The sequence below is a fragment of the Paenibacillus sp. ALE3 genome (genome assembly GCF_054113405.1).
Window position 1 is genome coordinate 3,441,853 of sequence record NZ_CM134214.1, and the last position, 12,269, is coordinate 3,454,121.

Below are 12,269 nucleotides of genomic sequence, written 5' to 3' on the forward strand. Positions count from 1 at the left end.
TTTATCCTTTCTCATGTCAAATCTTGTTTTACTCTCACCATATATAGCTAGGTTAGCCATCTTTCAAGCCAATGAGCCATTTGCAAGTATTTTATGCAAGACTTGATAAGCTCTGATTGTTATATTTACTTCGTCAGCGATAATGATGATGGAATCATAGAAATAAGAAGCGATAATTCGAATGGTAAATTCTATGTCGTTTTCATATAGGTATACCTGGTAAATCACTTTTTCTTTACTGTTATGCTCATTAATCACTTGCGCATCCTTGAATTCCTCGCGAATAATATCAGGTATCAGAGTGACAGCCTTTTTCTTGAATTCAAAAAAAATTAATTTGTTCTTATGAAATTCTAGTGTCAACCCTTCTTTCATTACAATCGCCCTCCTCATGGACAGAAAAATTCATTTTGATTCTTCCCAAGCTTTTATATATTTCCAAGATAATTATTAAATACTAATCCCAACGATCAATCTTGATGATTCGTGCGAAGTTGCCTGATGTTACTTTCACAATCAAATTCCACTCACTATCCTTAGAGTAACCCACACCACTAGCTGACGCTGCTTCAATTCCTTCGATTGGAGTGTTAGCGGTGTACGCTTCAAGCGTCTTTCTGATTTCACGAAGTTCTGGTTTCAGTGTTTCAACGAAGAATCCTCTGCCTTTACCTTCCGACAAATCTTTGCATCCATCCAACAAGAAGAAAATATGATGGCCTGTATGAGTAACTTTCTCTTCGCCCCACAAATTTGGAGAATTCGTAATTCCGTTTACCTTGACAAAACTATTAACTGAAACATTCCATGCATCATCAGAAGAATATGAATTTGAGTTAACGATTTCCGGATGCTGGCCCTTAATATGTTTAAATATAAATACGTCTTGTTGATAGCCATCACCGCCAGCAACACCATGATAGGAATATATTTTTCCATTGACTTCAAGTTCTACCTTGAATGGTGTGCTTCCTTTTCCTCGTTCACAGTAATTATGAACATAGAATCTATATGTTCCATTTCTAGCTTCTCCTTCGCTCCATCTGATATTTTCTACTGGCGAGTACTCTCTATGACCTCCACCATTCATATCAATGTCTAGCCAACCATTACACCCGCTTAGCTTGTCTCCGTAGTAAATATGTTCACCGTTAGGGGTCACGCAATGCAAATCAAGATCCGTATATCCTTCCCAAATGAGTGAGCATCGGATTTCATTGTTCTTATATTGACCACCTGCACTCTCAACCCTACGTTTGATCTCTCCATCAATGCCTCCATGATAATACCAGCTAAATGCGTTATCCCATTGCAGAATGTTAGGTGCTGTATCATCAGAAGCCGTAACCAATGCCATAAATCTATTTGGATTATCGATTTTCGCTTCAATGCTTTCTGCTGATGGCATTACCGTTTTTCGGAATTTGTCCCATGTCATAACCGCGCTTGGAAGGTCACCTCTGTTTGAAACAGTATTAGTTTTCTCTTTCGGCGTAATATTACCGAATATACCTCCAGCTTTAACAACACCCTTATTCACAAAAGAACCCTTACTCTTCCAAATGGTCTCAGGGACTTCTTCAATCGTTGCGTATCTTCGTTGTAGCGAATTAGCAATGCCAAGCTTCTGAACAATCTTCTCAGCTTGCTCAATGTTCCCTTGAGATGGAGCAACTTGCGCTCTCATATAATTGGAAGGACTCATTTTTTCAGCAAATCTGCGACTTATAGAGTCAAATGAAAGTCCATTAACAATATCGTCAAGCAAAGTTCCGATCATGCTGCTTTTCACATGGCAGAATCCAGATGGAGCGGTTGCAACAGCCATCCAAGTAATGTTTTCACGAATTTGACTGTTCCGAATGTTTTGATGTTTTGAGTGAAGAACTTGAAGAAATTTAGCTACACCAAGAATTTTGTCAGACCGATACAAAGATTCTGATTCCAAGAGAGTCACAGCTTGGTCGACAGCCTCCGGCGGATATTCCGTAAGTCCAGCAGTCAAAATTCTGAAATCCTCTTTCTTCTCTGCCAGTTCCTGTCCAGCAGTTTTCAGTCTAGATTGATAAACTTTTTCTGCTGGAAGCGTAACTGACATATGATCCCGTCCATTAGAGTGTGGCTGACCAAGATTCCTTTCGCTAGAAACAAACACCCCTGTAACTCTAGATTTAAGAACAATTTGCTTCATTGCATTGACAGAATTAATGAAAAACTCAGGAGTGTTGCTTTCATCCCACATAACAGAATAGATTTCGCCATCTTCAGAAATAGAAACAAGCCCACCAAAACGATTCACGAAATTTCTACAACATTTACAAGTATAATGTTGTCTTGCTTCATGTGGTAAGCCCTCAAGAAATGCGTCAAATACTCCATCGGAATCAGTTGTGAAAAGCGGCTTGCTGCTAAAGGTTGTAAATCTTTCTTTGATTACCTCACTGAAATGTGGGTATTGATCATTGCTGTTGTCGTATTTGTCTTTGATATAATTGATATTGTTGTTCACTTTTTAACCTTCTCCTAATTGTATTATTATTTTTTATGTAACATGATTGTAAAATCATCATTCTACTTCAAAAGTCTTCAGTATCTAGTTACCTGAAGCGATGAGTTTTTCAACCTTACGATCCTTTTAATCACTTACCTTATTCCTAGAATCGTCCCATGAATCCAGACTCAGATAAGACTCTCCTTCAATGATATCTTTTACCTTACTATGCTGCTGTGACTTGAAAAGCTCTATCATTTCAATTAAATTATTGCGATCCAACAACTTTACTCCACTAAAACTGGCTAACTGTTCACACAAGGATCCATAAATACCAAACCCGCTCCAAAATCTCTACTGTCCTGTCTTGTATCTTATACGCATCATTATAGCCCAAGCACAGCTTCCACAAATAAAATTCAAAATCCTTGCCATCTTCCATACGGTTTATTTCCGTTAATACCGAGTTTGTAAGGGTTAATACCCTGCGTTATTTTATATCGCTTTTGAACTTTAGGCTTTTTAAGAAAATGTAACAGGGCCAAAGCAAGCAATATAGCAATGACACCAACAATCACAAATATAGATAACTCTGCTCCCCCTTGGCTATTCCAACTCTTTTCCACACTTGCTTATAATACAACACTCAGGGACAATTTCCCAATTATTTTTAAATAACTATAGTAAATCGACAATAAATAACGCCTATTGCTAGATGCTTAGTTACATATCAAAGGGGTAAAATCACTCCTATCTGACTCCTATATACACAATCCTTCCCTGCCTTTTTATTATATTTGCCTCACATAGACAACATGGCGAAGAGCCTAAATCATTTTATTAGGCTGATTTGTTGTAAATTTTCCTAATACTTTTGACAAACTGTCATAAGCCTTGATATGACGGGATTTCACGTATTGTTAATGTTAGACGCTGTGTACATTCTTAGCGTGACCTAGAGTTTCAAGGATTTTATCCATAGTCCTTTTTATTGATTTAAAACGATATAATTGACATAATATCAATAAACATCCTTTCCAAAGATTTTTAAGATCGCTATATTTATAGACTTTTCCTACATTACTTTGAATGGCTTCATAGTACAAGAATTCTACTTTTCCAAAATCATTATTGGAGGCTAACAAATGAGTAAATTTGAAAAAAATCTAATTAAGTATTTGTCTTACGGTTTTTTTGTAGGAATATACTATTCCTTTATTAAAGGGCCAACAACAACGAGTACTCCGATCAACGGTACGTTTGAATTTTATACGGTACCCACTTCTACTTTTATTTTCAGAACATTATCAACCTCGTTTCTACTAAGCCTCTCTGCTGGAGTGGTGTATACAATTACTTTTTTATGTATAAGAGGAAGTAAGTAGATTTTACCTGAATAATTTCAAGGCAAAAGGAGCCGTCCAAGCAACGGCTCCTTTTCTTAAGTAACGGTTCGAAGCAAATATTACGTCATTGGTAGCGCTACTTTAGCTTGCTCCAACAAAGGGGATAGTTATAGGAAAATACGGAATATCAATCTTTACGGTAATGATATTTGCAAGCGCTTGGATGCTTAGTAGTTATACTAAAAATCATACTCAAAACGATAGGTAAAGCTCCCTTAGTTAGTACACAAGTTATTTTTAAGGACGAAACCAAGGCAAGGTATTTTTAAAGAGCAAGTTAAAATTATTCAGTATAGCCACGCCCCCATTAAAGGAGTAGATGATGGGGCGTATAATTATTCTTCGAAGGATTATAACGGAAATACGTGGATGCATTCAAAATATTAAAAAGCTTATTTATGTACAGCAAAACAGACGAAATCAAAAAGACTAGACGAATCATTCCATCTAGTCTCTTGATCATAAGTTAATGTTCTAGTTCTACGCTTTATTCAAACTTTTTTAAGTACTGTTACTTGTGTTCCCTTTTTTATATCTTCAATGTTTCCTGAATTCTTTACATTAATTCCAATTAGCGGATGGTTAGCAATGGAGAAAGAAATGCTTATATCCAATACGTCCAGTTCGCATTTCGTTCCATCTATCTTATCTACTTGTATTTTTGAACCTATCAAACCTTTCAAATTGGTATGATCCTGCTTATCTAAACCAAGATTTGTTCCAATTAAAATGATTCCTTTATTGGGTGTTTTAATAATATCGTCTAACTTCATAATCTCCAAAAGAAAACCTCTCCATTCTAACGTTCATGTATAAACAGTATATCTTTAACTTCCCTAATTTTGATACCTTCGTTTTTTAATCTAGTAATTCCATCTCTTAATAGCATGATCCTTTCTAATTGGGTCAAATCAGGAGCAAACCGTGCAGCTCGGATACTTGCTTGAGCTTCGTCAAGTGCAAAGTTTCTAGTTATAACGTTAAATTCATCATCCATAACCTGAAAGGATTTTCCTGCCAGTCCTGCTTCATAATGTCCGACAACTTCATGCGCTATTGTTCCATGACCAGTAATCCGGCTATTAGCTGCTAATTTACCTGTTGCATTAGAAGGTAATACATCATTATTTATATTGAGAATCGTATCAAATAATAATCCAGTAGGAGATGTGTCATTTGGCCCCGCTACACGGATATTTTCTTGTGGTATCCCTAATTTTTTTGCGTACTGAGTTAAACCTTCAATTTGTGCTACAGTTAAAGGCACTTCATTACGCAGGCCATTAGTATCAATAATTTTCCTTGCATTGCCCGCCTCTTCTATTATTCGGGTAGTTCCATCTTTTAACGGAGTATATTTTATAGACCCTGATAACCCAATTTTAGGCTTAATTACCGAACTAACTCCTCCAAACAATCCTGCTGTACCGATCATATTAGCCCAGTGTTCCTTTGACCACGCATTGGTAGGATTAAATGCTCCCTGAATCATGCCCGTTATTCCAAATATACCGAAATTGAGCATGTCATTCCACGAATCATTTTGTTTAGCTGCCCGTTCCATTTACCCTTGATACATTCCTTTTGGAATACCATACGACATATAATCTAAGAAGCTCCAAACCGAATCAAACTTTTTCTCATAGCGTACTGAATTAGCATCTACAAAATCCTGACCTAGTTCAGTTAAGCTATCTACCGATTTCTGGAATGCATTTCGTGTATCTGGGGCATGAACAGCACATGAATTCGGTGGAGGCGGTAAACAACTTGCGTCAATATTACCTGCTTCCATCTGGTCCGCTAATCTGAATTTATCTGCATGCTGACGTAACTCCCCTAGCAATAGAATCTATTAGGGTAACAAAGTCATTCATATTCTTCTGAGAGGTCTGGAAGGAATAGTAAAAGTGCTCTTTAGTCAGTCCTTCCCACAATTGTCCCATAGATGAAATTTGTTGTACTAAATTGCTGTTCATTTGAGTTGCCGTTTGCTGTGCTAACTCAAACTGCTTGGAGACAGTCATAATTTGCTCAGGTGTCACTTTAATAGTTGTCATAGTTTACCTCTAGTCATGAGTTCGTTATGACATAGTAACACTATTCCGATTTATGGAAAATAAACTTAATTCCTAATTGTTATATGAAGGATTAACCTTTCTACCTATGTCTAAAGACTTAAATTCATCGTTTTTTAATCTTCATCTTCATTCTTTAATCTTTAACAAAGGAATAATGTGAGAAGCGTTTTTGTAACTTTTGCCTTCTGCAATTTGTTTGACTCTATTTGCACATCCCTTCTTGTTTAGCCCTCCGTCTACAAATGGATCTCTTCCAAAAGTAGTTTTTCTTCGACCATTAGACAGTCTTTTGCATGAAAAAAGTGAAAACCGGACTGTAAGGGGTATCCCTAACCGTTCCGGTCTTGTTTTCTTTCGTTACAACACAGTTTGTTTCTGTTATTTTTCAGTCTTACGATCCTTTTTTATCACTTTACTGTTATTCCTATAATCATCCCATGAATCCAGACTCAAGTAAGGCTCTGCTTCGATGATATCTTTTACTTTGCTGTGCTGTTGTTCTTTGAATAGCTCAATCATTCGAATTAAATCATTACGATCCAGCAGCTTCACTCCATTATAACTGGCTAACTGTTCACACGAGGGAGTATATTTACTTGAAGTAATCACAATAGATTTCTTAGCTCTATAAAATCGCATAGAACTGTACACTTCCTGAACTGCACTCAAACCTACAGGATTGCTTAATGCATACCGTTTTGCCTGAATGACATTGCGATATCCTTCTCTATCCGTAAATACCAAATCTGTTCCAAAATCTCTACTGTCCTGTGTTTTATACGCATCACTATAGCCTAAACACAAGAACAACCTGAACAGATACATTTCAAAATCCTTGCCATCTTCCATACGATCGATCTCATTTATTCCGATTTTGTAAGGGTCAATATCCTGCGTTACTTTATATCGCTCTTGGACTTTAGGCTTTTTAAGAAAACGTAATAGAGCCAAAGCAAGTAATACAGCAATGACACCAACAACTATAAATATGTACAACTCTGCTCCTCCTCAGCTATTCAACTCTTTTCCATACTTGCTTATAATACAACAAATAGGTACAATTTCCCGTAAAATTTAGATGAATATAGTGAATTAGAAACAAAAAAAGAGTCTAAATTAAAAAGGCAACAGGTAATACCTGCTGCCTTACTCCCTATTATTCAGCTTCTGTTAATGTTTTTAAAGCTTCAGTAAATGAATTGCCGATCGACATAATTTCTCCATTAACTTGTTGGCTAAATTGAGATTCCGTAAGTTTGTCTTTTCCTGCCGTGTGATTCTTAATGAATTTTATAAGGTCTGCTTTCTGTTTTGCAATATCCTTTAAAACTTGGTCACTTTCTCGCTTGTAATTTTTAATACTTTTACTTAGTTCAACCTTCGCCACGCTGAGTTGCTTCTTTAATTTATCGCAATCAGCCTTGGCTTGAGCTATTACCGCTTTACTAGACTTATTTTTCACTTCATTTTTATAACGTGCAGAGGCTTGGTTTAATCTCTGAGTTAGCTCACGAACCTCTGCCCCCAGAACAGCATTAAGCTTTTTTTGTGCAGCTTTAATTTCTTTTACACGATCTTTATAATTCTCAAAGTATAATTTTTCGATTTCACTTGTTGACATTGCTTTTGTAGATGTTGCTGCCAATACTTGTGATGGAATTAAAACAACAATCATTAATAATAGTAGAATAGCTTTCTTCATATTTATCCCCTTGTCTGGTAATAGTACAATTATCATAAGGGAAATGAAGGTAAGAGTAAATATAATTAAAAAGCATTAGAAGAAAAACTGAATTATTTCTATTCTTTCAATTAAAAAGGGAGATCGTTATGAAGAAATATGGAATAGCAATCTTTATAGCAACTCTATTTGCGAGCATTTGGATACTTAGTAGTTACACTAAAAGTTATACCCAAAACGAAGTATTCAGCTATCTTATAAAAGATCAAGGATACAAACCATCTGAAATTTATTCAGTTGAAACTCAAATAGCTAAAGCTCCCTTAATTAGTACACAAGTTATATTTAAGGACGAAATCGATGCAAGGTATTTTTATAAAAAGGAGCAAGGTAAAATTATTCAGTATAACCAAGCCCCTATTAAGGGAGTAGATGATGGTGCTTATATTTATAAACATCATGAAAACAAATAAAAACGAAAGATCATCCTCAATTCAGTGAAAAAACTCAATTGAGGATGGCCTAAGCTATTCATTTTTCCAGATAATAGAGCCATCTGAAGATGTAATCATGCTAGGGGGATCGTCATGGAGAGAAATTTCAATAAAGGAGCTTTTTCTTTTTTGCAACCATTTATATATACTTCCTTCATCGTTAATCGGCTTAGATACTATTTTTTCAACTTCAATAACTGCAGCAGCATATTCAAGGAACCCATTATCTTCTTCATCTAAACCATTGTTTGTTTCATAGATGGTGTCCCTAGTGCCAATAATCTTTAATCCATTCCCCCAATGAATAGTTAATTCATCTTTTGGCACAGAAATAATAGCTTTAATTAAAGAATCATATCCCATATACTCCTCCTTGGTTTAAGGCTCTTCTCGTCTTCAAATTCAATGGAGTGTTTCGCTATAAATAAACCATTGTCCCAATTCCTTATTAACCTATCCAGACACAACCATCTTATCATGGATGATATTGTTGTTTGCTGTATTCAAAAACTCGTGTCCTTTATTTGATTGACCAATTATGCAAAAATAAGCCTACTCCCATTTTATTGTTAAAGGAGCAAGCTCATAAATAAATTATTTTGTAATATTCATTATCTTTTCAGCGATTGACTGACAATCTTCAATGCTTTTATCGAATTCCTTTTTAAAAGATTGAGCGAATACAGAATGGATCTGCTTGGCTAATTCTCTAATAGAGTTTGTTTCCTTGCTTTTTTCATGAATTTTATGTATTTCTGAATAATATTCATCTTCTAATAGAGGATATATTTCGATTGGGTTCCATTCATTAATCATTTGTACTATATCATTGTTCATTTTTATAGACTCCTATTCTCCAAATAACGATTTAGATAGTGCTTTATATGCATCACCATACTTACCCTTAGGAATAACTATAACAAGCGTCCCATCGTTAGCAATACAGCAGCATCTTCTTTTGAAAACAAATGTTTAACGATGAAAATAAATTTAATCAATTAAATGAGGAAAAACTGCCGCATAAATAGGATAGTTTAGTTCCAAGAATTATTAATTAGAGGTTGTAATGTTCACATTTAATATTCCACTAATTTTTGGGTATCCACTTTAGCTCCCAACACTTCGGAAACAACTCTTAAAGGAACTTGAACACGAGTTGTAGGAATCTGCGGTGCCGCCAGCATCATTTTCTCTTCATCGTTGACATATGCAATCTTACTACCGATCGCCAATTTAATTACAGTTCCATTCTTTGATTCGATTGTGACTTGTTGTAAAGTTTTGTCCCAGTCTCTTACTCTCCCTCCTAGATTTTCAGAAACGAAGCGAAGAGGAACAAAAGCTGTATTTGTAGCATTTTCAATATAAGGAGGTGAATCTGAATTAGTTCCAAAATTAATAGGAACACCGTTTACCTGTACATTAATTGTGTAACTATAAGGATGTTTTGTTGCACTGGCTTGTACGCTTAATACAAGTGAAAAAATAAGAAATACGGAAACCGGAAAGAATCTTTTCATCATGCATCCATCTCTCCCTTTGTTTAAAATTAACAATTTACTGAAAATATATCTTTCTGACCTCCAAGATGTACTTTTCCTGTGAATCATACATCGTTGCCTAATAATAAGAATAAAGCAAGGAAGTTTTTTATTCCAAACTTTGCTATTGTTACAGAGTTTGATTATACTTTAGCCACTATTAGAATTGCGTGTTTCTACCGAGGAGGGATCAAATTCCAATGAATTTAGCCGTCAAGTTGATGCAAAAATTCAAAGACCGCGATACCCAGAATAAGCTGAAAGGCTATCGGGACAAAGCGGAGCTCATTAGGAAACGGAATTTGGAAGCATGGGACGATCAGCGGCTGAAAGCGGAATCTCTCTGGCTGAAAAAGGAAGCAAAATTGGGTACGCCTTTGGATGAGCTGCTTGTCGATGCTTATGCGTTAGTCTGCGAGGCAGCGAAGAGAAAGCTCGGATTACAGCCTTATGATGTCCAGATCATGGCTGCCATCGCTCTGCACGATAGGTTTGTGATCGAGCAGCATACCGGCGAAGGAAAAACACTCTCTGCTGTTATGCCTGCTTATCTAAATGCGCTGACCGTCGAAGGCGTTCATGTGCTCACTTTTAACGATTATTTGGCAAATCGGGATGCGGAGTGGATGGGTCCGATCTATCGTTTCCTCGGATTAACGGTAAAATCGGTTCAAGCGGGCATGAGCTTGTCCGAGAAACGAGAAGCGTACGCCGCGGATATAACCTATGTTACGGCCAAAGAAGCGGGATTCGATTATTTGCGCGACACGATTACACTAAGCGATGCCGATACCGTGCATCGTCCTTTTCACTATGTCATCGTCGACGAAGCGGATTCACTGCTTCTCGACGAAGCTCGGGTGCCCCTAGTCATCGCTGGCGAGCCGGATTCTTCCGGCAACGACGTAATTCGTTTCGCAGATGTGACTAGGCAGCTTGAGCAAGATAAGTATTACGACTTCGACGAGTTCAAGCGGAACGTTTATTTGAATGAGGCGGGCGCTGCGAAAGCGGAGTCGCTGCTGGGATGCGGTAATTTGTACGAAAGCCATAATAGTCATTTGTTGTCGTCGTTAAATTGCGCGTTGTATGCGGAAACGTTATTGAAAAAAGACGTCGATTACATCGTCCGGGACGGTAAAATCGAGCTGATCGACGAATATACTGGCCGCGTGGCGGAGAACAGGCATTTGCCAGAAGGACTGCAAGCCGCGCTTGCAGCCAAAGAAGGGCTGCACTCGAAAGTCGGCGGGAAAATTCTCGGAACGATCACCCTTCAACACTTCATTAGCCTGTATCCAAAAATTTGCGGAATGACGGCTACCGCGTACGCTTCCGCAATGGAATTCAAAGAGATTTATGCACTTCAGGTCGTGCAAATTCCACCGAACCGGCCAAACATACGGATCGACCAACCGCATCGGATTTATACCCATAAGGAAGCCAAGCTTAAGGCGCTTGTCCAAGAAATCTTGTCCGTCCATGCGATGGGACGGCCGATTCTCATTGGTACGTCAAGCGTGGAGGAGTCGGACATGCTGGCAGAGGCGCTAGCAGTTGCCGGCGTACCCTGCCATGTTCTGAATGCAAAAAACGATGCAGAAGAAGCCGAGGTCATTGCAAGAGCGGGAGAAATCGGCGCCGTGACGGTGTCTACGAATATGGCGGGACGCGGCGTCGACATTCGGCTCGGCGGTGGTAACCCTACGCAAGCAGAAGTTGTCGCCAAGCTGGGAGGGTTATACGTGATTGGTACACATGTGCACGAAAGTGTGCGGATCGACGACCAACTGCGCGGGCGTTCTGGACGCCAAGGCGACCCTGGAGCTTCCGTATTTTTCGTAAGCTTGGAGGACGAGTTGTTACTTCGGTTCGGCATCGATAAAGCGATTCGCGCCCACAGGCAGGATGAGACTCTCGAAGACCCGGTGCTACGCAGCAAAATCGCGCATATTCAGCGCGTTATTATGGGCCAGAACTTCGATATCCACCAGGAACTAAACCGTTATTCGGATATGGTGGAGGAACAGCGACGTATTCTATACGAGGAGCGGCTCGCAATTTTGAAAGGAGAGACGCCGATGAGCCCTTCGGAGCAGCGGGTACGGCTTTATTATATTGACAAGTTCTGGGCTGACCATCTGGCATACATTTCTTACCTTCGCGAAGGCATCCACTTGGAGAGCCTTGCTAGCCGCAATCCGATCGACGAATTTCATGAGCAAATCATCCAAGCATACGAGCAAATTCGAGCTAAAATAAATAGCAAGTCAGCGAATATGCTTGTAAGGCTCGGAGGTTCGAATGATCCGGCGAAGTGGGAAGAGTTCGGTCTGAAGAGCCCTACTTCCACTCGGACTTATATAATCAACGATCAATATATCCAGAATATGCGCAGCTCATGGACCGCAATGACTGTATTTGCTTTTGGGATTCGCAAGATTTTGAGGCCGATATTCAAACTGTCAAAATTTTGATGCTGCGTAGCTTTTTCGAGGATGATCGGGACGAATATGAGCGACGCTCGATTCATCCTGCGCTGAAAAGGTTGAAGCGAAGCATTGACTCCGTGTTG

Annotated in this window: 11 protein-coding genes and 1 pseudogene; 2 read left to right on the plus strand and 10 right to left on the minus strand. The window is 38.4% G+C overall.

The genetic code is table 11. The features are described 5' to 3' along the window. Nucleotides 1-63 precede the first annotated feature (63 nt). From ACXHJ2_RS15165 to ACXHJ2_RS15195, 7 genes and pseudogenes are all read right to left on the minus strand, one after another. Nucleotides 64-375, minus strand: coding sequence for a hypothetical protein (locus ACXHJ2_RS15165; RefSeq protein ID WP_013370248.1), 312 nt, complete (start codon nucleotides 373-375; stop codon nucleotides 64-66). 82 nt (nucleotides 376-457) lie between these two features. Next, a complete protein-coding gene (locus ACXHJ2_RS15170) occupies nucleotides 458-2,509 on the minus strand; it encodes a YfaP family protein (RefSeq protein WP_064963858.1) in 2,052 nt (683 codons plus the stop codon). Nucleotides 2,510-2,910: 401 nt separating this feature from the next. Continuing rightward, the gene (locus ACXHJ2_RS15175) at nucleotides 2,911-3,117 is read right to left on the minus strand and encodes a hypothetical protein (protein ID WP_238791866.1); all 207 of its coding nucleotides are present in this window, start codon (nucleotides 3,115-3,117) and stop codon (nucleotides 2,911-2,913) included. 1,271 nt (nucleotides 3,118-4,388) lie between these two features. Then, on the minus strand, nucleotides 4,389-4,670 hold the full coding sequence (locus tag ACXHJ2_RS15180) for a hypothetical protein (RefSeq protein WP_238791045.1): 282 nt from the start codon (nucleotides 4,668-4,670) through the stop codon (nucleotides 4,389-4,391). 26 nt (nucleotides 4,671-4,696) lie between these two features. Beyond that, a pseudogene (locus ACXHJ2_RS15185) lies at nucleotides 4,697-5,957 on the minus strand (WXG100 family type VII secretion target). A 399-nt stretch (nucleotides 5,958-6,356) separates the two neighbouring features. Further along, complete coding sequence (locus ACXHJ2_RS15190; RefSeq protein WP_058829299.1) at nucleotides 6,357-6,974, minus strand: restriction endonuclease; 618 nt, start codon at nucleotides 6,972-6,974, stop codon at nucleotides 6,357-6,359. A 160-nt stretch (nucleotides 6,975-7,134) separates the two neighbouring features. Continuing rightward, entirely contained in the window at nucleotides 7,135-7,680 is a 546-nt protein-coding gene (locus tag ACXHJ2_RS15195; protein ID WP_025676436.1) for a hypothetical protein, read from the minus strand. 128 nt (nucleotides 7,681-7,808) lie between these two features. Between ACXHJ2_RS15195 and ACXHJ2_RS15200 the strand changes: the two genes are divergently transcribed. Then, nucleotides 7,809-8,132 (plus strand): DUF3139 domain-containing protein, encoded by a 324-nt coding sequence (locus ACXHJ2_RS15200; protein WP_013370211.1) that lies wholly within the window; start codon nucleotides 7,809-7,811, stop codon nucleotides 8,130-8,132. Nucleotides 8,133-8,186: 54 nt separating this feature from the next. On the opposite strand, the gene ACXHJ2_RS15205 is transcribed toward ACXHJ2_RS15200, so the two are convergent. From ACXHJ2_RS15205 to ACXHJ2_RS15215, 3 genes are all read right to left on the minus strand, one after another. Further along, a complete protein-coding gene (locus ACXHJ2_RS15205; protein WP_013370210.1) occupies nucleotides 8,187-8,516 on the minus strand; it encodes a hypothetical protein in 330 nt (109 codons plus the stop codon). A gap of 231 nt (nucleotides 8,517-8,747) precedes the next feature. Next, nucleotides 8,748-8,990, minus strand: coding sequence for a DUF1871 family protein (locus tag ACXHJ2_RS15210; protein WP_013370209.1), 243 nt, complete (start codon nucleotides 8,988-8,990; stop codon nucleotides 8,748-8,750). Between the two features lie 239 nt (nucleotides 8,991-9,229). After that, entirely contained in the window at nucleotides 9,230-9,676 is a 447-nt protein-coding gene (locus tag ACXHJ2_RS15215) for a copper amine oxidase N-terminal domain-containing protein (protein WP_457874176.1), read from the minus strand. Between the two features lie 218 nt (nucleotides 9,677-9,894). On the opposite strand from ACXHJ2_RS15215, the gene ACXHJ2_RS15220 reads away from it, so the two are divergent. Beyond that, the gene (locus ACXHJ2_RS15220) at nucleotides 9,895-12,171 is read left to right on the plus strand and encodes a preprotein translocase subunit SecA (protein WP_165081541.1); all 2,277 of its coding nucleotides are present in this window, start codon (nucleotides 9,895-9,897) and stop codon (nucleotides 12,169-12,171) included. Nucleotides 12,172-12,269: the final 98 nt, after the last annotated feature.

What these genes read in the sequence shown, in the direction of transcription:
- ACXHJ2_RS15165 (WP_013370248.1), bottom strand. Translation starts at nt 375, where the DNA reads ATGAAAGAAGGGTTGACACTAGAATTTCATAAGAACAAATTAATTTTT.
- ACXHJ2_RS15180 (WP_238791045.1), bottom strand. Translation starts at nt 4,670, where the DNA reads ATGAAGTTAGACGATATTATTAAAACACCCAATAAAGGAATCATTTTA.
- ACXHJ2_RS15195 (WP_025676436.1), bottom strand. Translation starts at nt 7,680, where the DNA reads ATGAAGAAAGCTATTCTACTATTATTAATGATTGTTGTTTTAATTCCA.
- ACXHJ2_RS15200 (WP_013370211.1), top strand. Translation starts at nt 7,809, where the DNA reads ATGAAGAAATATGGAATAGCAATCTTTATAGCAACTCTATTTGCGAGC.
- ACXHJ2_RS15205 (WP_013370210.1), bottom strand. Translation starts at nt 8,516, where the DNA reads ATGGGATATGATTCTTTAATTAAAGCTATTATTTCTGTGCCAAAAGAT.
- ACXHJ2_RS15210 (WP_013370209.1), bottom strand. Translation starts at nt 8,990, where the DNA reads ATGAACAATGATATAGTACAAATGATTAATGAATGGAACCCAATCGAA.
- ACXHJ2_RS15215 (WP_457874176.1), bottom strand. Translation starts at nt 9,676, where the DNA reads ATGATGAAAAGATTCTTTCCGGTTTCCGTATTTCTTATTTTTTCACTT.
- ACXHJ2_RS15220 (WP_165081541.1), top strand. Translation starts at nt 9,895, where the DNA reads ATGAATTTAGCCGTCAAGTTGATGCAAAAATTCAAAGACCGCGATACC.